The organism is Trichlorobacter lovleyi (genome assembly GCF_015239775.1).
Classification (GTDB): domain Bacteria; phylum Desulfobacterota; class Desulfuromonadia; order Geobacterales; family Pseudopelobacteraceae; genus Trichlorobacter; species Trichlorobacter lovleyi_B.
Genome location: NZ_CP058409.1, coordinates 1,513,604 through 1,535,352, shown reverse-complemented (window position 1 = coordinate 1,535,352; position 21,749 = coordinate 1,513,604). Strand labels below are relative to the sequence as shown.

The following is a 21,749-nucleotide window of genomic DNA, read 5'->3' as shown; positions in this document are numbered from 1 at the left end:
CTCCCGTCAAAAGGTTATGATAAAGCCGAGCGTAACGTGCGGATAGTAGCGGTCGGAATCGGATACTGTCAAGCCTTTGCTGCGCTGGACAAAAACGTCTGAAGCGCGGTTCGCATAACGCCTCTTGCTGCTGGAATGCCATGCCACAACTCAAACGCCAGTTCTCCCTGCGCAATCAGCATTCCCAGACCATTGATGGCCTTGGCCCCTCGTCTGCCGGCATCATGTAAAAGCGGGGTCAATGAAGCATTATAGACCATGTCGTACACTTTAGCATGGTCAGGCAGAAGCGCAAGGGAGAGCCCCTCAATTTTTTCGCCCGCCATCCCCAAAGAAGTGGCATTAATGACCAAATCACTCTGACGCAACACCTCTTCCGGCTGCTGTCCCAGAGCATATGCCCGCAGCAGAATCTGCGGGAAGCGGTCACGAAGTGTGGCAATTAAAACATCTGCGGCCTTCTGACTTCGATTAAGCACCACAACGGAGCCGACCCCGGCACGACAAAGTGCAGCCAACGCCCCGCAGGCTGCTCCGCCAGCACCAACCAGTACAACACTGCTTCCGGCGACCGGACAACCAAGGTCCTCTGCCAGTGAGGCGATAAGACCATCTCCATCAGTGTTATGGCCAATCAGTCGTCCTCCCTGATTTACCACCGTATTAACCGCCCCTGCCAGAACAGCAGCAGGAGACAGTTCATCAAGCAATGCCATGATGGCGGTTTTATGGGGAATAGTCACATTGAAACCACTGACACGCATGGCGCGCAGCCCGGAGATGGCTGCTGCCAGCTGATCAGGGGCAACGGCAAACGGGACATAGATTGCATCAATAGCAGCAGCTTGTAATGCTGCATTCTGCATCACCGGAGAAAGGGAGTGTTCCACCGGCCAGCCGACAATCCCGTACACCTTCGTTTTTCCGGTGACCACTGATTCAACGTTCATCTGTTCCTCCTGCTGGAGAGGGGATGGCATAGCGTTGCCGCATCAGTTTCAATTTTTCCTGCCAATCAGGCATGATTCCGCCGGCCAGCTGCAGCAGGTGGCCAGCTTCCTTGACATGACCCCGCCTGGCCAGCTCTTCGGCAGACTGTAAGAGACAGTAGGCCTGTATGACCAATGCCTTGTGGGAATCCATATCCGGTTGCCATCCTTTGGGAACGAGACGGTGCAGCACATAGAGCCCCCAGGCTGAAACCTCATCCTGCTGCCCTGCAGGGCTATCCTGGACCCAATAGACCATTCCTTGCTGAGCCGGTTGCTGCTTGCGCCAATCCAGGGAATAGCGGGTTGAAAAATCCATCAACAGCGGCCTCTGATGGCGGAGTTTCTCAACCAGATGTGCAAAAACCAGCTCACCGGTAGCTGTAGCAGCCTCTCCCTTGAATGCCGCTGCAAGACGCGGCAATTCCCGCTGATACCAAGGGAAAACCAGATGGGGAATGTGAGCCAGATCAATATCCTCTCTGAACCGCTCAACCCCTTGCAGGTACCAGAGAGGAAAGGCTCCGCTATCCCCCCAGGTGAACAAAACAGCTTCATCCGGCAGGGGACGCAGAGTATTCAGCGCATAATCCTGAGCCAGGTAATTATTATGTTGATCCTGAGATGCCAGATTGAATGCCAGCTGTGACAGCGGGATAAGCAGGAAGAAAACTGACATCAACAGCTTATGGTGCGATCCGTAGTGTTCAGGCCTTTGAGCCGCACCTACCCCCCGTGCTGCCAGGGCAAACAGCCCAATGGGAATAACAACCGCAGCCAGCAGATAGAGGGGCGTGTAGAACTCCTCAGTCAGAAAAATTGAGTCGGGCTGAGGATTAAAGTACCCGGCAATGATCGACCAAAAGGACAGCAGGGTCACCAGCAGATAGACAAACAATGCCCGGTCTGCCCGCCAACAGGCCCAGAGGCCAATCAGCAACAAAAGCAGTCCTATCCAACCGAACTCATGGGGGATATCAAATGCACCGAGCTGTTTCACTAGCAGGCTGATATCGCGGCTGTGCGGATCCTCAGGATACCCCTTCCGCAACAGGTGCCAGAGAAAACGCGACAAGGCATCTGTATCACCCCAGTTCTGCCGGGTATCAGCGGCAGCCCGCAGCGGCAGATACAATTGCACAGCGCCTCCAGCCAGTAACATCCCCCCACTCAGCAACCACTCCCGCACCCGTCGTATTGACTGTGGAGCAGTAACCAGTATGAACAGAATGCTGCCGGGCAACAGCAATACAATGGTCTGATGAGCACCGCTGGCCAGCCCGGCAAGAAAGGCCGTACCATACCACCAGGCCGGCTGTTCATCGCCATGCAGAAGGTTCTCACGCCAACGCAGCAAGAAAAACAGCATCACTGCGCTTATAAACGCCAGCAACGGATATGGCTTATCATGGTTACTCTGCAGCCAGAGCCGCGGTGAGACAGCAAAAGTAAAGGCACCGGACAGGGCTGTCAGATGCAGGACAAACCTGGAAAATCCAGCATCATCACAAAATTCTGTTTCCTGCAGCACCTTCCTGAGCAGATGATAGACACCAAGACAGGCCAAGGCTGCCGAAACCGCTGTTGCCAGATTAACCTTGAAAGCGATGTTGCCGAACGGCAGCCAGGTAAACGGCTTGGCGTAGAGCAGGAAAAGAGGATAGCCAGGGGAATGTGCAGAACCGAGAAACTGTACAGCTGTGACAAACTCGCCACTGTCATAAAAGGTGATGCTCGGTGCCAGACACCACAGATAGAGTCCAAACGGGAGCAAAAAGGCCAACAGTGACCAGCCGTCCAGATAGCGGGCAACTCTTTCTGTCACTGGTGCGCCCCATCAGGCACAGCCTGTTTACGCATGTTGGCCAGTGAGACCCCCTGAGACCAGACATGATACAACCCGGCCAGTATAACCGGGAAAAAGCCGACCCCATGAATTACCAACGCAACGCTTACCGACTCGGCATCAGGCAGGCCAAAGGCAGCAAGCCCGGTATAACAGGCCAGATGATAGGTACCGATATAGCCGGGGGCAGCTGGCACCATGACGGCAAAAACCAACAACACCATAATAAAAAACGAAGCTGACAACGGCAAGTGGATCCCGAACCCGACTAACACCAGATAGATCGGCAGGGTGGCACTGAGCCAGATCAGGAGAGAGCTGACCAACACGGCCAACAGATCGGCAGTTCGGCGCGAGACATGCAATCCACCAAGAAATGAGCCGGCCAGGGGAATACATTTCTCGGCAACGGCAGCGGGAAACGGCTTCAACAGTTTTCCAAGCAATGCCAGTGTCGCAACGGGGCGCACCTTCAACAGAACCAGCGAGGCAATGACTACACTGTAAAAAATCAGTGTGGTAACTCCGCCGGCACGCAACACCGCTGCAGACTGCTCCATGCCTGGCGGCAACTGGAGGGTCAGCAGTACCCCTGCCAGCATCACCATAACACTGAAACCATCAAACAGACGATCAATCACCAGTGACGCAAATACCGCCGGTGCCTGCATCTGTTCCCGTTCAGCCAGCACCCAGGCCCGGATAAACTCACCCAACCGGGCCGGAAACAGATTATTGGCCATATATCCGATAATCACGGCAGGATACAGCGAGGATAGCCGCAAAGAACGTTCGTGTATCAGGAGATAGCGCCAACGGACGGCACGCAGCCAGTAACTCAGGAACGTAAAGAGTACCGCAGCAGCCAGAAAACGCAGATCAAGACGTCCGAGAGCTTCAGCCAGTGAATGGAAGTCAATCTTGCGTAAAAGCAGGACAAGCAACAGCACACTGATGCCACTTCCCCCCCAGAACAACAGGCTGGAACGTTTCATCACCGTTTCTCCATCGGCAGTCCTGCTGCCAAAATACGTCTGACAGAAGCCACATCAGCAGAAATCTGGCTTACCAACGCTGAGACATCAGGAAAGCGTATTATATCACGTATTTTCTCAACGAAATGCACCACCACATCTTGCCCATAAAGATCACTGCTAAAATCAAACAGAAACACCTCAATGGTGTGCCGACCGCCTTCAAACGTCGGGTTAATACCTATGCTGCAGGCCCCCATCAGCAGTTCCCCCAGCACAGAAACCCAGACCGCATAGACACCGTCTCCGGGAATCAGTTCATTGTGCGTCACAATATTGGCAGTCGGAAACCCCAGAGAACGTCCGATTTCACGGCCATGCACCACTTGGCCGCAAACCCGGTGGCAGCGCCCCAAAATCTGCAGCGCATCCACCACAGCACCGTCTGCCACCAAACGCCGCACAACACTGCTACTGAACAGCATGCCGCCATCACCAACCGGCTCTAGCACCTTCACATCAAAAGCAAGTTCTTGTCCCATTTGGACCAGAAACGGTTCATTGCCCTCCCGCCCTCTGCCAAAAGCATAGTCATGACCAATGACCAGAAAGCGTACCCCCAGGCAGGCATGCAAAACACGACGGACAAAATCCTCGGCTGTAACTGCAGCAAACTCCCTGGTAAATGGAATTACCAACAGCAGATCAATGTCATTTTCGGCTATCAACTCACGTTTTTGTTCATCTGTCGTAATCAGACAGAAACGGCGGTTATCAGGCTGTAATACCCGCAGGGGATGGGGACTGAATGTCACCACAACAGAGGTGGCAGACAGCTCCCTGGCTCGCTCGGTAACCTGGCGGAAGATTTCTCGATGGCCACGGTGGACACCATCAAAATTGCCAATGGTAACGACAGATCGCTCAGCAAGCGGATGGGAAAAATCATTCGTTATGATGGTACGCATAGTAAACTGTATATGGCACAATTTAAGGCCTGAAACAACCCTGATACCTTGACAAATCAAGTCTCACGGTTCAATAATCATTTTTTCAGCTTGTATACACCATCATCACGGGAGCATCCCATGATCATTGAAAGTGATTTTCTGGTTATCGGCAGTGGTATTGCCGGACTCTCCTTTGCACTTCAGGCCGCTGTTCACGGCACGGTTTCCGTTGTTACCAAGCGAGAAATAGCTGAATCTGCAACCCGTTATGCACAGGGAGGTATCGCATCCGTCTTTTCAAGTGAAGATTCCTTTGATGCACATGTTGAAGATACTCTGATTGCCGGTGCCGGCATCTGTCACGAAGATGTCGTCAGAATGGTGGTTGAAGAAGGGCCTCAGACTATACGTAATCTGATTGAGTGGGGGGTCAAGTTCACCACCACCATCAAAGGTGATGAATATGACCTGACCCGTGAGGGGGGCCACAGTGCCAGACGTATCCTGCATGCGGAAGATATCACGGGGCGCGAGATTGAACGGGCGCTGGTGGAAGCCGTCAGACTAAACCCAAACATCCAGGTTTTTGAAGACCATATTGCCATTGATCTGCTTACCTGCGCTAAGCTTGCCCGTCAACCGGTTAGTGACAACTGCTGCCTTGGTGCCTATGTACTTGACATTAAAGAGTCTCGTGTCAAAACCTTTTCAGCGGGAGCGACCCTGCTCGCCAGTGGTGGCGCCGGCAAGGTGTACCTCTACACCTGTAACCCTGATGTTGCCTCCGGTGACGGTGTTGCCATGGCCTATCGTGCCGGAGCAACAGTTGCCAATATGGAGTTTATGCAGTTCCATCCGACCACACTTTTTCATCCCAACGCCAAATCGTTCCTGATTTCGGAAGCGGTTCGAGGGGAAGGGGCGATACTCAGACGCAGGGATGGCACTGCTTTTATGGAAAAATACCATCACTTGAAGGATCTTGCCCCACGTGACATTGTGGCACGCGCCATTGACAATGAGATGAAAACCTACGGCGATGACTGTGTCTATCTCGACATCACCCATGAGCCTGCTGAAGTAGTCCGAAACAGGTTTCCCAACATTTACCAGACCTGCATGGAATTTGGTCTGGACATGACGAAAGACTGGTTACCGGTTGTCCCGGCAGCCCACTACCTTTGCGGTGGTGTCCAGGTCAATACCCACGGACAAACCGATCTGCGTGGATTATACGCCATTGGAGAGGTTGCTTTTACCGGCCTGCACGGTGCCAATCGTCTCGCCAGCAACTCCCTACTGGAAGCTGCGGTCTACGCCAGTAAGGCAGCAGCCCATGCCAGTGAGGCCTTAATCACAAAACCGGTCACCAAGCCATCTACCCTTCCTGAATGGGATTCCGGTACCGCAACCAATAGCGATGAAATGGTCGTTGTATCGCAAAACTGGGACGAGATCCGGCGCTTCATGTGGAATTATGTTGGCATCGTACGCAGCACAAAGCGGCTTGAGAGAGCCATGCGACGGATACAACTGATCCAGGCTGAGATTGAAGAATACTACTGGAACTTCATTGTCACCTCAGACCTGATTGAACTGCGCAATCTGGCAACCGTTGCAGAGCTGATCATCACCTGTGCGCAACAGCGAAAGGAATCGCGTGGATTGCACTACACCATCGACTATCCAGACCGCGACGATCTGTATGGCAAAAAAGACACTGTCCTGAAAAAACAATTTTCGTGAGGTACTCGTGGATATCAATGAGATCAGAAAACGGATTGACCTGCTGGATGATGTCCTGCTCAGAATATTTAACGAACGAGCACGCCTAGCTTTGGAAATAGGCCACCACAAAAAGCTATTAGACCTGCCTGTTTATGATCCGTCTCGCGAAAAACGTATCTTTGCCCGTATGAAAGAGGATAACCCCGGACCGCTGGATGATGGTGCCATAGTACGTCTTTATGAACGGGTAATTGACGAATCACGGCGATTAGAAAGAATTATGACCCAGCAGGAGGAGCAGGAGGAATGTTAATCATTACAAAAAAAAATGCCCCGGAAGAGGCACTTGATCAAGTAAAAGAATATCTCGTTAATAACGGCTTTGATTTCCACCAGTCAACCGGTGCAGACCGTACAATCATCGGCGTGATTGGTGACACCCACACATTGGAAGAATCAATCATTTCCGCCATGCCTGGCGTACATCAAGTTGTCAGAATTAAAGCTGACATCTAAACTTCAATGTTAGTTCCATAAAATTACTAAAGATTTTATTTAGTATCCGAACACAACAAAAACAACGCCGAGTACGCAACCGCCCTCGGCGCTATTTTTATTTACACACTAAGTTCATATTAATTTCAAGTAGAAGTAACAGTAACTGTAACACTACCTTGTTTTGTATAAGTATAAGCACCATATACAACAGACACAGTATAGTTGAAAGTAGTACTATCAGAACCTCCAGAAGGAGGCATTACATTTATAGCACCGTCAAGTGCTATTGTTGCATAGCCAGTACTATCAGTTGTAACAGTAAATGAGTTACCAACGGCTAATGGAGCCCCCAAATGGGCTAGAGTACCCGCTGACCCACTATTACTGGTATAGGTAAAAGTTATTACTGTGTTGGCAATCCCATTGCCATTAAAATCTGCAAATCGAACACCTGCACCAGTAAAAGTAACTCCAGCCACATCTGTTACGCTGGCATTGGCAAGGGTTACCGTCAACACTGGAGCCTTAACTGCTATAGCAACACTACTACTAGAAGTTATGCCGCTTGATTTGGCTTGTAGATATACTGTACGGTCAGCCGGGACCAATCCAATTGGAACTGGAATCAGCACAACACCAGAAGTATTTGTATTTCCGGAGTATGTGGCAATAACGGTTCCGTTATAAATCATATCAACATTAACAGTAACACCATTTACTGGCTGGCTATTTAAAGAGGTTAGCGTCACTGTGGCAGAGACTGTGTCAGTGCCTGATGCTGCTACTGTTTTGTTAACGGCTAATGTCAACACACCTGCTGATGAATCAGCGCCTGTCCCACCACTACCGGAGCCTCCACAGCCTGACAGGCCGGCTAGCGCTACCAATAGCAATATTGCCGTTAACACTTGCCACACACTATTCCGCATCTCCCACTCCTTTCAGTTTCACAACGATATCATCAGAACAATGCTCAAGAGTTTGCATTAATTATTCTTGGTGTAATAAAAATCAGCAATTCGTTGCGGTTTCTCTTTGTTTCGTTAGATTTAAACAGCCCACCAAGCCAAGGCACATCACTCAAGAAAGGTACACCATCATCATTATTTGATTCAGATTCAACAAAAATGCCACCAATGACTGTTGTCTCACCGTCCCGTAACATCATCTCGGTAGTAGCCTGTTTTTTGTTAATTGCAGGCGGATTTCCGGTTGAGCCTGGAGAGTCATTTTTGGCATCAATCTTCATCACCACAGTACCGTTCGGATTTATGTGCGGAGTCACCTCAAGCGCAAGAGCAGCTTCAACAAACTTTGTCTCTATCTTATCTGAGGTAGAAGCAGTGTAAGGAATTTGCTGCCCCTGAGTAATCTTAGCTGACTTATGGTTAAGTGTGGCAACTCGCGGAGTTGAAACAATCCTTACCAGACCGGCACTCACTGCAGCGTTCAGACGTAGATCAAGCTTAATGTTGCTGCTAAGCGTACCAAACGAAATACCAGCTGCCGCCCCAGGACTGCCACTGACTCCACTTGTAGTGGGTGTAGTTGAGGCAAGGCCGCCGAAATTGGTGTCCATTGAGTTAATACCGGCAATTGCCGCTGAACCATCACGATAATGAATGCCCCAGTTAACCCCTAAAGACTGGGTAAATGTCGACGATGCCTCGACAATACGGGCTTCAATCATAACCTGCTTTTCTGGCACGTCAAGACTGGCAAGTATCTTGCGCATGTCATCAACAGCAGATTTAACGTCTTTAACTATTACTTTATTTGTACGTTGATCTTGGGTAATTAAGCCACGGTCAGTTTTGATGGAGTTGAATTGAGACACAATACTGCCAAGATCTGCATAGTTAACATCAAACATTGCTGTTTGAAGAGGTTCACTCCGTAATGTTGACTTACGAATCTCCAGTTCTTCATCAAGTAATGACTTAAACTTGCCTTTACCACGGATAAGAACAATGGTCCCTTCTTCACGTTTATCTAGTCCCTTGGTGTCAAGGATAATATCAAGCGCCTGGTCCCAAGGAACATTGACCAGTTTAAGGCTGATGGTACCGGTTACTTCATCACCTAACACAAAGTTTTTGTTACTGACTTCTGACAACAGTTGAAATATTTTCCGCACTTCTGCGTCAGCAAATTCAAGTGTAACTTTACGGCCGGTGTATCGAGTTTTACCTGCTGCAGGGGCTGCCTGCTCAGCCACTTTTTCAATCTGATCATTTGCACTTGCGACATTCGGACCATTAAGTGGAGAAGCCTTCTGGGCCGTTGCCCCCTTGGTAGATTCGATTGAGTTAGCTATTGCTGATGGATGCTTGATGTCAAGATAGACCAGATCGGCTTCATGTCGCAGCTCGTATCCACTGTCCATTTTAAGGGCAACTCGAATAAGAATGTCATTACCGGTCTTAGTCTTCACCTGTACCGGGGTTACCCGGAGTACAGGAGATGCAAATTCGCGTGTTTCAAGTGAGCGCTGAAGATTACGCGGCAGTAGCGCATTCTTTATCCTGAACGAGACTGATCCTGGTGATTTGACAGGATCCTCAACCTTTGGTGAGCCGGTCACCTTCACGGTTACCCTGCTTATATCTCCCATGACCTGAAAATCAAGGGTCGAGGCCTGAGCAGTAGTATTTGAAACATTATCTCTTGGCACTGGCGCAGCCTGCTCTTTGACTGTAGCTGCAACGGCATGCTTATCTGACTGCGTGACAGTGGCCGCTGCATACTGTTTCTCATTGTTTTGAGCAGCAAACAGCACCACAAGTCCGGTCTGCGTCTTGTCAAACGAGGCCTCTGGCAAAACACCATTGATTGCATCAAATACGACTCTGACTTTATCCGGGTAACTGCCGACACGAGCAGTGGAAACCCCTGCAACATTAAGTTGCACCAGCTTGTTAGGCATACTAAGCTTTGCATTAAGAATATCCACAACAATCCGTTCAGGCTTATTCAAACGGAACGTCTTAAAATCCAAAATTGGAGTTTGGGTCACAATGGCAATGCCACCTGCCTGAGCAACCACATCAGTTATCACCGGCACAGTGTTTTCCTGGGCAGCACTTGGTGCTACATCTTTTACGGGCTCAGGCTTCGCCACCACAGGTGCGGGGACAATCTCTGCCTGCACCACAGACGGAGCCTCTTGCTTAGCAGGGGAGGAAGCAACTTCAGGTTTAAAGCCGGGAAAACTAATCCTTAATTCACCAATTTTATCGGTTGAAGGAGTAATAATCGGGTCAACATCCTGAGCAAGGAATATTTCCATACGGGTTAACACACCAGCATCAGTATCAAAACGTTTGAAGGTCACCCCTTTTACCGGTCCCTTGTCAAACTTTTGTTCGGTAAGTGAATCAACAGGTGTGGCCTGAGAAAAATCTACGACCAAGCGCTGTGGAGCAGCTGTTTTATAGCTGGTATAGGTTGGTGGCACTGAGGCTGCAACGATCAATTCAGCGCCGACACCGTCCCCCTTCATTTGAAGAGACTGAATCATTACCGGAGCTGAAGCGCTCTGCGCCGTATCAGTTGCAGCCACTCCTGCCCCGACACCAATACCGGCTGTTAGTGTGGTACAAAGCGCAAGGGCAACCACAGGCTTCATGTTAAGTATACATTTCATCGGGAACACTCCTTACGGTTTCCGCAGCAAGGGAATTCGGATTGTTTCTTTGCGTATTTTGTTGTTTTCATCATGGAACTGCTCAACAACATCTACACCAGAACTCTCAATACGGGTTATTTTACCCTCATTTTTTCCAATCGTCATACCCACCTTCAAAACATACCCTTTACCAGCAGGGTCAACCACCATTGCCTTGTTGCCCTTGGAATCAGTAACAGTACCGATCAAGCGAAACTGGGAGACATCAAAACTGTGCAGCGGCAATAGCGGCCTGAGCTCTCGTTTCTGCCTGCTCAATTCAGCCGAGGTTGCGGCCTTTACAGCTATATGGGGCTTAAATGGATCCTTTTTAGTGCTGAAATCAAGCTGGTTAGTCTGAACAGGAGCCATTTTCACTGAAGAACTGACGGCTTTCAGCACCAAAGGCTTTGTCTGAGCAGCAGCAGCAGCAGGCGCTGCTGGAGCAGGGGGCGGGGGCGGAGACTGTGTTTTTTTACAGCCGGCCTGTATCATCAGACCAGCCAGCAGGATCACTAGCCCTCTCATAAGTGGTAAGCTATTTCTTTGGCTTGTTCTTGTCATTCTTGATCTCTTCCTTGCCAAGGAACCGGAATGTCGTAGCAAGACAGCTGACTTTGGTCATCATCCGGTTATTGACACTTCTCACCTCAGCAAAATCAACATTGGTTATATTGACAATTCGTGGAAGGTTGGCCACTGCGGCAAAAAAATTAGCAACACTGAAGTATGATCCGGAAACCGTAATATCCACTGGGACTTCAGCATAAAAATCCTTAACCACTTCAGGCTTGGGCCTGAACACTAGAAAATCAAGACCGGCATTTTTCCCAGTGGCTGTGATGCTGGTTAAAAGCGATGGGATTTCCTTCGAGTTCGGCAACTCTGTCAACGCCTTTTCAAGCTCAAGATTCAAATCGTTATACTCTTTTTGTATCTTTGGTAGGTTGATGGCTATCCTGGTTTTCTCCTCAACCTCGGCTTGCAGCTGCTGATGTTGAGCCTTCAGACCTGTCAGCATTTTATGTTTGGGCAGATACAGAAAATACACCAACGCAATCGCCTCAACCAGTACTACTGCCACCAGTATGGCAATTTTTTGCTTATTTGGCAGCTTCAGGAGTTGCTCAACTCTGGGATCCATAGCCTGTACCTTTAACCAGTCTGTTTTAGTGCTATTTTTTCACTGGTTCTGTGGTTGGTTTTGTTGTTTCTATCCGGAACGTCAGGTCAAAACGCTTCAACTTGGCACCATTAATATCTTTTTGTTCTGACACAACAAGCTCTACCTTCTCGTACTCGGGCGACGCTTCCAAGGCACGAATAAATTGAGCTATCAATTCTTCATTATAGGCAAGTCCGCTAATCCTGATATCCGGCCCAGCTTCCTTATAGCTTTCAAGCCAGAGCTGATCAGGGGTTACATCACTCAAGGTCGCCAAGCGTACTGCTGGTCCAGTCTTGTTCTTTCTTAGCTCTGTCAACACATCAAGCTTTTTCTTGACGGCGTCTTTTAGCTTTTTGATCTCATCAAGCTTGCCGATCTTGGCCTTCAATTCACTAATTTTGGCATTTGCCGCATTGATATCATTTTGTGTCCCTGAAATCTGACCCAGCTTTACGAGCCAGAGAGCCACCACGACAACTAAAACGACGATGACGCTGGCTCCAAGAATGAATAGCTGCTGGAGTGCGGTCTCTTTCTTTTTTGCGGCGCGAACCGGGAGTAAGTTTATCCTGATCATTTATCCCCAACCCTCCGTATAGCCAACCCCACGCCAACCGCCATCAGGGGAGCGATCTCCTGAAGGTACTCAGAATCAAAATCCTTCTCGCTGTATTTTATCCGTTCAAAAGGATTAAGCAACTCTACATCCATTCCCAGCTTAGCAGATACAGCGTCCTTCAGACCTGCCATCTTGGAGCAACCACCACACATGCTGACACAGGTAATCCGTTCCTCGCCTGAAGCTGTTGAGTTATAGAAATCAACCGACCGTCTGATTTCCTGAGCCAGCGAGTCATTTACCCGGCCAATAACATCTGCCAGAGGGCCGCCCTGCTGTTCAGCGGCCAGCATCTTCATAGTTTCAGCTTCCTGTGCACTGACCCCAAGCTGTTTTTGAATCTCCTCGGTGTACTGGTTCCCCCCCATCTGCACATCACGGGTAAAGAGAGAGGTTTCCGCCTTAACAACATTGATATTCATCACACCGGCACCTACGTTTACCAGTGCCCGGACTTCGTCACTCAGCTCACTGTTTAGTTCAAACGCATTCTGGACCGCAAATGAATCAACATCCATAACGTTCAGACTTAACCCGGCGTCATTAAACACAGCAACATAATCGTTAATGATGTCTTTCTTGCTGGCCACCAGGAGGACTTGAACCTTTGATGGGTCGATAGCATCTGGCCCAAGTATCTGGAAATCAATATGCACATCTTTAATATCAAAGGGGATATACTGTTCAGCCTCCCAGCTGATCTGATCTTCCAGTTCCTCAGAAGTCATGGCTGGTAAGGCTATTTTACGGATAATCACAGCATTGCCGGAAATGGAGCAGGCTGCGTCCTTTGACTTTATCCCCAGACTCGCCACGAGGTTTTTAACTGCGTCGACAACGGCGGCAGTATCCATCAGGCTGTTATCGACAATTGCCTCTGGAGGAAGTGGCATTATCGCCGCATTCAGTAGCTGGTACCCTTCTCTAGTCGGCCAGAGCTGAACCAGTTTGACCGAGCTTGAGCCGATATCGATGCCGACGAGGTCTTTTTTCTTTTTAAATAATCCAAACATGACCCGTACCTGTCATCCCTGTTCTTGGAACACCTTATCCCGGTCTTCCAGCGTATAGCCGAGAGCCAAAATGATCTTGCGCATCGTCTCAAGTCGGCAGCTTTCACCGCGCTCTATCCGATCAATGGTGACGGTGGAAACGCCAGCCTTACGTGCAAGCTCGGACTTGCTCATCAACTTTTTTTCTCGCAGTATTTTTACGTTGTTTGGTGTTTTCATAAGTATCTCACAACTCTAACAAGTTGTGTCCTATTTAGCGCGTTTTTGTTCTTTGTCAACAAATTTTATAAAATTATATAAAAATAAAAAAAATGGCACTAGATAGTGTGCCATCACAAAAACGAAACACAATATACATGGCTACCAGTACAGACGGTTATTTGATGCAAACCCTCCGAACCTCATGAATATCCGTCAAACCTTGCAAAACTTTCAAAATACCATCCTGCTTAAGACTTGTCATGCCATCCTGTATCGCTTGGAGACGGATGTCATCAGTATCAGCACGCCGCTTAATCAAATATTTGAGATGATCGGTGGCATCCAGTACTTCGTGAATCCCCAGCCGCCCATGATAACCGGATTGTCCGCACTGCTCACAACCATGTGCTCGCGCCATCGTAATATTTTTTTGATCTATGCCAGTAAGCGCAAAGGCATCACGTCCATACTCTTCCAACAGCTCATCCAGCTCTGTTTGAGTCGGTACGTACGTTTCCCTGCAATGCGAACACAGCCGCCGAGCCAGACGTTGTGCCAAAACGCACAGCAATGAATCTGAAAAGCTGTAGGGGTCCAACCCGATCTCCAACAGACGGGAAACGGTCTCAGGGGCAGAGTTGGTATGCAGAGTAGAAAACACCAAATGGCCGGTCAACGAGGCTTCCACCGCAATGCCAGCTGTTTCTTCATCCCGCATCTCGCCAACCATGATCACATCAGGGTCAAGACGCAGAAACGAACGCAACGCAGATGCAAAGGTAAAGCCGATTTTGGGGTTGATCTGCACCTGACGCAAACCGATTTGCGTGATCTCAACCGGATCTTCTGCAGTCCAGATTTTACGGTTTGACGAGTTGATCATGGCCAAACCAGAATGCAGCGTGGTGGTCTTACCAGAACCGGTGGGCCCAACCACCAGCACCAGACCATACGGGCTTTGCAGGCAGCGCTCAAAAACCTGTTGATTGCGCTCAGTCAGCCCCAATTGATTGAACGATATCGGTTCACCGCTGGTCAGGATGCGGATGACAACATCTTCAAGCTGCCCCACCGTGGGCATCGTGGCAACCCGCAGTTCAATATCAAGAGGCCCGAACTTCTTAAAATCGATCTTGCCGTCCTGTGGCCTGCGCCGATCAGCAATATCAAGGTCTGCCATGATCTTGATCCGAGATGGAATGGCAAATTTATACTTATAGGGGATTTTCTGGTAGACCAGACATTGTCCGTCAATCCTGATACGGACCGTTACATCACGTTTACCCGGATAGGGTTCAATGTGGATGTCAGACGCCTTCTTCATATAGGCGTCATAAATGATCTTGTTAACCAGCTTGACAATAACGGAGTCTTTTTCCGTTACCTTGCGAACCTCCTCCTCGACTTCCGGCTCATCGATGGCTGAGGTCTTGTTTAACAACTCGGAAATACTATCCGGCACCAGATCGAGGTTTACCTCATCCAGGGCGCTGCTGCTGGATGAAAGATCGACCCGATAGAGCATTTTAAGGGCACGCAGGACACTGGCTTCAGAGGCGATTACCGAGATGATCTTAAGGCGAATATTGTCCTCAAGCTGCCTGATATCATGATGCCGTAACGGTTGCGACATGGCCAACGTCAAGGTATTACCGATCATTGAAATCGGCACCAGCATATGTTTCTGGGCATACACCGAACTTATGAAGCGGGCTAAACCGGGATCAAGGCTAATGGAGTGAATTTCAACATAGGGCAGGTCATATTGTGTTGCTACAGACCGGGCCAGCTGTTCTTCATCAATAAAGCGCAGCTTCAACAAAGCCCGTTCAAGCGGGATATCATTCTGTCGGCTCAACTCACGGGCCTGGGAAAGCTTCTGTTGATCAATCACACCTTCCTTCAACAGAATGTCAGCCAGCTTGCGACGTTTATTCTTCTGGTCCAACACCAATGACAAGTCACTCTCCCGGATGTACCCCAGACGGCATAACAGCTGCCCAACGGTCTGATCCGGAAACATTTTCTGCATTTCAAGTGCTTCGTCCAGCTGTTCCTGGCTGATATGCCCCTGCTCTATCAGCAACTCTCCAAGACGTTTGGTAATCATGTCCGCCCTATCGCTCCTGCACCTGATAACCATGATCGTACAAAAGCTCACGCATGGCAGGCTCAATCTGCCGGTCTGTCAGCATGACAGAACCACCGCCTGGCGCCGCATTTTCAAACATAACCCCTGACATTTCAAATGAGTACTGACCTCCAGCTCCTGCCATCAGCTGATGGATTGAATAGCGTGAAGGCAGATCCATGCGAGACAGCAACTTGCTTGCCACCGTATTAAAGGTATCGCGGGATTCAAGGATGACAACCCGGTATCCCTTGGTCTCAAGAAGTCGAAACAGGGTATAGGTAATCGGATCACCAGTGAATCGAGCCACCACATAACGACGCCCACCGCGTTCAAAATAGCGCTCTGCGGCGACAGAAAGGCCGATACCGGTTTCTACAGTCCTGAACAGCTCAACACGCTTATTACGTTCTGCAGGCACGGCCAGAGTTTCAAGCAGCAGGTCAACAACCTGAGCCTGGTCATGGGAAACAGTGCGGACTACCCGGTGACGTAACGGGACCGGAGAAGCAGGTTGGCCGGCAAACGGTTCAAGCAGTTTGACCCCCTGCCCCTTCAGGTATTCAGTCAAGCGCTGGGGAAACCCTTGCCGGGCAGCACTGATCAGCATCACCTCATTACGCATGACGCTCTCTGCACTTTGCTCAACCTTGAAATCACTGCGTACCTTCAGCTGAGGATCTTTGCCAAAGGTCATTCGCGGTTGTTCTTCAACCGAATAAAAGCCTCCCGATGCCAGAAGTTCTCCCAGAAACCGGCGCCCATCTGCAGGAGAAGCCGTTATGATGCGGATGCCCGGATCTTTTTCCTGAATCAGTGTGCGCACCAGCGGAGGCAACGTCCCGCCGGTATCCAGCAGCAACGTACTACCATCAGCAGCCTTGAGCAGAGGATAGCGATTCGGGTCGATTGCAAGATCAAATGCTTCAGATTTGAAGCTCAGTGACTGCGGTGCAGGCAGAGCTGTCGGGACCAATTTCTCCCAGAATGCACGTATCTGCTGCTGGTCAGGGACTGCATCAGAATCTGTTGTTGCCAATTGTAGGACTGAACCGGGCTGTTCCTTTTCAACAGCGTTTTTGTGCAGCGCAAGGGCTCTGTGATGAGATTTGGCTAACCGCCGGGATTTCTTGCGGGCTGACTTTTTGCCCTCCTCGGTACGGACTGTTTTCTTCTGAACTTGTGCGGGATCCAGCTCAAATCGGGGATCCATGGCCCAGCAGCCGGTGGACAGAAGGTCGGTAATCAATAGTAGAGAAAGTAGTGACAGCAAAGAAAGGCGCAATGAAATCATGGCAGGTAATACCCTCATAGTGTACGTGCAAATACAAAGGCCTTGATCGGCCCATCTGCTTTTGAACGATAAATCAGCACGTCGCCCTGACTGGAAAGTGTCGCGCGTTCAAGCCACACGCCCGCCTTCTGTTCCTTGCGGTCAATGTGAAACTGATCAGTACCGGCCAGTTCACGCAAGATCTGCTTCAGCTCTGCAGGGGCTATCGCGCCGTCTCCAATAACGAGCACTTGTAACGCCTTCAATCGCCCATCAGCATAAAACAGACGGTAATCCCGCTGCTCTGATTGGTAACGGGACCAACCCGGCTTTTTACTGGAGTAGGCAGCATCACGTCCTTTCACAGGAATAAATGAAGGGAGCACTTCCGGTTGTTGTGACGCTGGCCGTCCGGCTGAACTGACAGCCGGTTGCACCACCTGCTGCAGTGTTTGAGCCGACGGCAGCTGTTGTTTTCCAGCAGTCAGAGGCGCCTTGGTGGTTCTCCCCCCCTGCTTCACCCAAAACAGCAATAATCCAGCCAGCAACACGAACACTACCGCACCACAGACTCGCCGGACCAGGCGCTTGCGGCTACGGTAGTCTTCCTCAAAGGCCTGCAGCAGCTCTTCCACCGGCAGCGATTCATCATCGGGCTCAACCGGCAAATCCCTTAGTTCAGGAGGCGCAGGCGGGACTTGCTGGATCTGCCGGACAGGCCGCTGCTGTGCCGGCTCCACTAACGGTTTGTGTTCAAGCACCGGAGGTTCGACAGGCGCTGGCTTCTCGGGCGGCACAGGCTGTTCAATTCGTGCGGCATCAGGCTCGGCCGGAGGTCCGCCAGGCAGATGACGCTCGATCAGGATGTCTGAAAACGAAGTAGAATCAGCCTCCAACGTTGGCAATGGTGGAGCATTACGGGGGTTAAAGATAGAGGTTTCAGCAATAAAATCCTCCACCAGTTGATCCGCCAGATCAGGATCTGCAACGGGTTCGGGCTGTATCGGTTCCGGCTCGGCCGGTGCACTGTACACCATGTCCCATTGTTCACCCAAGAGAGACTGTAATGCCTTACGCAGATTTTCACAGACCACGTCAAAGGGGGCGTTAAGGTCAACCAGATGATCGAAAAGTCCCGGCAGAAGGCGAGCTTTAGTGTTCCCTTCATGTATCAGGACAAAACTGGGGGCTCCATTACCCAGCAGCAACTGGATATGACGCGCCACGCTCTCACCGGTTACACCGGCAATCTGGTCCTGGATACAGACCGTTACCGGACGTTTCTCAAAGACGTCCTTCAGACCGTGGTCAAAATCTTCGACCACATCAATGCGGATCTTAAGGATCTGTTGAAAGTGTACCCGTAGCAGCTCTGCCCGCGGACTATTGGATATGAAAAGCAGATTGATCATGCGTACCTGTTTTCTTAGAAAGATCAGTCTTTTTTACATGGGGGGCCAACGCTTGTCAACACAACCAGGCCTAGAGATTTTTGATGCACACTCTCGCACGTATCATCTGTTGTTGTTCATCATGCAGACAGTGGGAGCCAACTGCGGGGCACGCGTCATGTTGGACCATATTCAAGCATCCCCTCCGCCAGCCCCTACCCTGGTTAATGGCCGATATAAAATGTCTGCCAGTCATCTGGCAGCCCATTGCCACGTACCATGCAGGTGCCACACGTCTTTTCTTACAATGCGGAAAATATAGCGATACGTTCCCCGTCGTCCCCATCGGCCTAAACTATTATTTTGTATTACTATACTACCCCACTCATGTTTTTCAATACACCTGATGCAAATTTACCATAACAAACAAACAATTGACAGCATACTGACAATCAGTACAATGATTTTATTTATGTCAGTGGAGATCATACCCCATGTATGAAATAGAAAAAAGTATCGGCTTCTTGCTTGCCAAGGCGCACCAGCGCGGCTGGGCACTCTTCTCCGAAGAGATCGGGCGCTATGACCTTACTCCGCCCCAATTCAGCGTTCTGGCCTTTCTCTGGAAACAGGACGGGCTGACCCAGACCGAACTGTCCGACAAAACCCAGATAGACCGCACCACGCTGGGAGGCCTGATCGACCGGCTTGAACGGCAGGGAATGGTGGAACGCAAACCCCATCCTCAGGACCGGCGGGCTCATCTGGTCTTCCTGACAGAGAAAGGCAGCAGCCAGTCTGGAGAGTTGAGCCGTCTGGCAGGTAAGGTACTTGAACGCTTTGTCTCAGGACTAACCACTCAGGATCGGCACGAACTGACACGTATGCTCGATATCCTGCGGAAAGAAAGGAACTGACATGCGGATATTGCTTTATAGCATGATGCTGTGGCTGATTCCGGCCAATCTGGTTGCCGCCACGCTCAGCCTTGACGACTGTCTCGTTCGAGCCAGAAATCACAATCCGGCATTACGGGTTGCCCGCAAGGATGTTGGTATCGCCCATGAATCGATCAGACAAACTGATGCAGCACTGTTCCCCCGTGTTGATGCACAAGGCGGTTACACAGCCCAGTTGGAGGCCCAGGCCATGAAAGTTGCCGGGCAGGTCATGGAGACCCAGCAGCCAGCCTACCTCTTCGCCAGCCTGGGCATCAACTACACCCTGTACGACTTTGGCCGCCGAGAGGCCCGACGCAGCAGCAGCAGATTAAATCTTGATGCAATAACATTCGGCCTGCGCAATCAGGAGCAGGAAGTCTCCCTGCACGTGGTTGAAAGTTATTTTGGCATTCTGGAAACGCAAAGAAATATTACCGCTGCCACAGAGGAGCTTCAGACCGTAGAAGAGCACCGCCGGGTCGCCCAGGCGCTGTATGACGCAGGTTCGGTCACCCGCAATGATCTGCTGCAGGCCGAGGTGAGACTCGCCAATGCCCGTCAACAACTGCTGGCGCGCAGGAATCTGCTTGAAAACCAGTACCTGTTGCTTGGCTTCCTTACTGGAATACCAGCTGCTGAGCACCCACAGCTTGCTGAACCGGCCCCTCCGGCACAACCACACACCGCACCAGACCGTTCAAAGGCAATCCGCCAGCGTCCCGACCTTCTTGCCCTGCGCAAGGTGGTAGAGATGAGTGAGCAAGGGGTACGGGAGAGTCAGAGTTCCTTTTATCCGGAACTGTTCAGCCGGCTCTCCCTGGACTACCTTGAAAACAACAAACTGCGTGAACAGGCCATCTATGGCGCCACTGTGGGGATAAAGATCAACCTGTTTGATGGTTTCGCCTCAACCGCCACCCGCAGCAAATCGGTTGCAGCCCAAAGCCGGGCCACCGAACAACTGCGCTTGGCAGAAGAACAGGCACAGCTTGAGATTGATACCAGCGTCAATGATCTGCAGGTCGCGTTTGAGCGGATAGCCGTAACCAAAGAATCAATCCGGCAAGGCGAGGAGAACCTGCGCATCAACCAGAATCGCTACAAAGAACGGGTAGGTACCGCTACTGAGGTGCTGGATGCCCAGACCCTGTTGACGCAGGCCAGAACAGAACATTATCGGGCACTCTATGACTACCAGCGTGCCGCTGCACGTTTGCGTAAAGCCACTGGCGATCTGTAAGGAGTTTTTCTATGCATGAAGAAGACCTGACACCGGCATCTTTGCCTGATACAGAGGAACAGACCACCTCACCGTCAGACAAAAAGCTGCTTACCCGCCAGCGCAAGGCGGCCTTGATCCTGATTTCAATCCTGCTGCTGGGGGCCTGGTTTGGTGTACGCTGGTTCCTGAAAAGCCGCACTCATCTTTCAACTGACAATGCCTTTATCGAGGCCCACATCCATCCGGTTACGCCACGGGTGGGCGGCACGGTCACAACAGTTCTGGTGCACGACAACCAGTTTGTAAAAAAGGGTGATCTACTGGTGATGCTGGATGCCGTTGACTACCGCGTAGCCGTTGACAAGGCTGAAGCAGAGCTGGGGATTGCCCGTAACGAGACATCCGGTGACCGGCTGCAGGTGGCTGCATCGCGGGCTGCTGTTCAATCGGCGCGGATACAGCGCGACCAGGCGGAACTGGACCTGAAGCGTGGCACCGCCCTGTTTGGTAAAGAGGTTATCCCCCGCGAACAGCTTGATCGCCTCCAGACGGCGCAACAGCTGAGCGAGGCACGCCTGAAACAGGCAGAAGAGAATTTGAAAAAGGATCAAGCGATTGCCGGTATCGCTGGAGAATCCACCAACAAGGCCCGCATTCGCAAGCAACTGGCAATGCTGGAAGAAAACCGCTTAAAGCTTGGATACACACGTATTGTAGCGCCGGTAGATGGCTATATCACTCGCAAAGGTGTTGAAGTGGGAGCAACGGTGCAACCGGGACAGGCGTTAATGGCTGTGGTCCCACTGAACAACACCTGGATTACCGCTAACTACAAGGAAAGCCAGTTAACCCATATCAAACCTGGACAGCAGGTAACGTTCCGGGTTGACTCCTATCCGGGGCAAACGTTCAAAGGAACGGTTGACAGTATCATGGCTGGCACCGGAGCGGCTTTTTCACTGTTGCCTCCCGAAAACGCCACAGGGAACTACGTCAAGGTCGTGCAGCGGATTCCTGTCAAAATCAAGATCGATTCCAGCAGTGACCCCCAACATCTGCTACGGGTGGGTATGAGTGTTGAGCCCACCGTACTGACCGGCCGCGCCGCTTCTGACATCCTGAAAGAGCTGTTCTAGTC

20 protein-coding genes are annotated in these 21,749 nt (G+C 50.7%); 6 read left to right on the top strand and 14 right to left on the bottom strand.

Annotated features, from left to right (window positions below; translation table 11 throughout):
* Nucleotides 1–68: 68 nt before the first annotated feature.
* The 4 genes from aroE to FY034_RS07015 are packed head-to-tail and all read right to left on the bottom strand — an operon-like array spanning nt 69 to nt 4,777.
* Nucleotides 69–950, bottom strand: a complete 882-nt coding sequence (gene aroE / locus FY034_RS07030; protein WP_265554711.1) for a shikimate dehydrogenase — start codon at nt 948–950, stop codon at nt 69–71.
* Nucleotides 940–2,814: a DUF2723 domain-containing protein gene (locus FY034_RS07025; RefSeq protein ID WP_265554709.1), complete on the bottom strand. Its 1,875-nt coding sequence runs from the start codon at nt 2,812–2,814 to the stop codon at nt 940–942. The genes aroE and FY034_RS07025 overlap by 11 nt, the downstream gene beginning before the upstream one ends.
* Entirely contained in the window at nt 2,811–3,830 is a 1,020-nt protein-coding gene (locus FY034_RS07020; protein WP_265554707.1) for a lysylphosphatidylglycerol synthase transmembrane domain-containing protein, read from the bottom strand. Before FY034_RS07020 ends, FY034_RS07025 begins: the two co-directional genes overlap by 4 nt.
* Complete coding sequence (locus FY034_RS07015; protein WP_265554705.1) at nt 3,830–4,777, bottom strand: bifunctional riboflavin kinase/FAD synthetase; 948 nt, start codon at nt 4,775–4,777, stop codon at nt 3,830–3,832. The genes FY034_RS07020 and FY034_RS07015 overlap by 1 nt, the downstream gene beginning before the upstream one ends.
* Nucleotides 4,778–4,897: 120 nt before the next feature.
* On the opposite strand from FY034_RS07015, the gene nadB reads away from it, so the two are divergent.
* From nadB to FY034_RS07000, 3 genes are read left to right on the top strand one after another with little or no spacing between them, the layout of a single operon-like run.
* Entirely contained in the window at nt 4,898–6,505 is a 1,608-nt protein-coding gene (gene nadB, locus FY034_RS07010) for an L-aspartate oxidase (protein ID WP_265554703.1), read from the top strand.
* A 7-nt stretch (nt 6,506–6,512) separates the two neighbouring features.
* A complete protein-coding gene (locus tag FY034_RS07005; RefSeq protein ID WP_265554702.1) occupies nt 6,513–6,800 on the top strand; it encodes a chorismate mutase in 288 nt (95 codons plus the stop codon).
* A complete protein-coding gene (locus FY034_RS07000) occupies nt 6,794–7,003 on the top strand; it encodes a hypothetical protein (RefSeq protein ID WP_265554700.1) in 210 nt (69 codons plus the stop codon). The genes FY034_RS07005 and FY034_RS07000 overlap by 7 nt, the downstream gene beginning before the upstream one ends.
* Nucleotides 7,004–7,128: 125 nt before the next feature.
* Here the strand turns inward: FY034_RS07000 and FY034_RS06995 are convergent, their stop codons facing one another.
* The 10 genes from FY034_RS06995 to FY034_RS06950 all read right to left on the bottom strand — a co-directional run bounded on the left by FY034_RS06995 (nt 7,129) and on the right by FY034_RS06950 (nt 18,469).
* Entirely contained in the window at nt 7,129–7,914 is a 786-nt protein-coding gene (locus FY034_RS06995; RefSeq protein WP_265554698.1) for a hypothetical protein, read from the bottom strand.
* 44 nt (nt 7,915–7,958) lie between these two features.
* Nucleotides 7,959–10,631, bottom strand: coding sequence for a type IV pilus secretin family protein (gene pilQ / locus FY034_RS06990; protein WP_265554696.1), 2,673 nt, complete (start codon nt 10,629–10,631; stop codon nt 7,959–7,961).
* A gap of 12 nt (nt 10,632–10,643) precedes the next feature.
* Nucleotides 10,644–11,168, bottom strand: a complete 525-nt coding sequence (locus FY034_RS06985) for a pilus assembly protein PilP (RefSeq protein WP_265554695.1) — start codon at nt 11,166–11,168, stop codon at nt 10,644–10,646.
* Nucleotides 11,169–11,190: 22 nt separating this feature from the next.
* Nucleotides 11,191–11,796 (bottom strand): type 4a pilus biogenesis protein PilO, encoded by a 606-nt coding sequence (locus tag FY034_RS06980; protein ID WP_265554693.1) that lies wholly within the window; start codon nt 11,794–11,796, stop codon nt 11,191–11,193.
* A gap of 31 nt (nt 11,797–11,827) precedes the next feature.
* The gene (locus FY034_RS06975) at nt 11,828–12,397 is read right to left on the bottom strand and encodes a PilN domain-containing protein (RefSeq protein WP_265554690.1); all 570 of its coding nucleotides are present in this window, start codon (nt 12,395–12,397) and stop codon (nt 11,828–11,830) included.
* A complete protein-coding gene (pilM, locus tag FY034_RS06970) occupies nt 12,394–13,452 on the bottom strand; it encodes a type IV pilus biogenesis protein PilM (protein ID WP_265554689.1) in 1,059 nt (352 codons plus the stop codon). The genes FY034_RS06975 and pilM overlap by 4 nt, the downstream gene beginning before the upstream one ends.
* 12 nt (nt 13,453–13,464) lie before the next feature.
* A complete protein-coding gene (locus FY034_RS06965; RefSeq protein WP_012469697.1) occupies nt 13,465–13,671 on the bottom strand; it encodes a helix-turn-helix transcriptional regulator in 207 nt (68 codons plus the stop codon).
* Between the two features lie 157 nt (nt 13,672–13,828).
* On the bottom strand, nt 13,829–15,763 hold the full coding sequence (locus FY034_RS06960) for a GspE/PulE family protein (RefSeq protein WP_265554687.1): 1,935 nt from the start codon (nt 15,761–15,763) through the stop codon (nt 13,829–13,831).
* 7 nt (nt 15,764–15,770) lie between these two features.
* Nucleotides 15,771–16,997 (bottom strand): hypothetical protein, encoded by a 1,227-nt coding sequence (locus FY034_RS06955; protein WP_265554685.1) that lies wholly within the window; start codon nt 16,995–16,997, stop codon nt 15,771–15,773.
* A 95-nt stretch (nt 16,998–17,092) separates the two neighbouring features.
* Nucleotides 17,093–18,469 carry a hypothetical protein gene (locus FY034_RS06950; protein ID WP_265554683.1) on the bottom strand — a complete coding sequence of 459 codons (1,377 nt, stop codon included), beginning with the start codon at nt 18,467–18,469 and terminating at the stop codon, nt 17,093–17,095.
* A gap of 473 nt (nt 18,470–18,942) precedes the next feature.
* On the opposite strand from FY034_RS06950, the gene FY034_RS06945 reads away from it, so the two are divergent.
* From FY034_RS06945 to FY034_RS06935, 3 genes are read left to right on the top strand one after another with little or no spacing between them, the layout of a single operon-like run.
* Nucleotides 18,943–19,365 (top strand): MarR family winged helix-turn-helix transcriptional regulator, encoded by a 423-nt coding sequence (locus tag FY034_RS06945; RefSeq protein WP_265554681.1) that lies wholly within the window; start codon nt 18,943–18,945, stop codon nt 19,363–19,365.
* 1 nt (nt 19,366) lies between these two features.
* Nucleotides 19,367–20,629 (top strand): TolC family protein, encoded by a 1,263-nt coding sequence (locus FY034_RS06940; RefSeq protein WP_265554679.1) that lies wholly within the window; start codon nt 19,367–19,369, stop codon nt 20,627–20,629.
* Nucleotides 20,630–20,640: 11 nt separating this feature from the next.
* Nucleotides 20,641–21,747, top strand: coding sequence for an HlyD family secretion protein (locus tag FY034_RS06935; protein ID WP_265554677.1), 1,107 nt, complete (start codon nt 20,641–20,643; stop codon nt 21,745–21,747).
* The last annotated feature ends 2 nt before the right edge of the window (nt 21,748–21,749 follow it).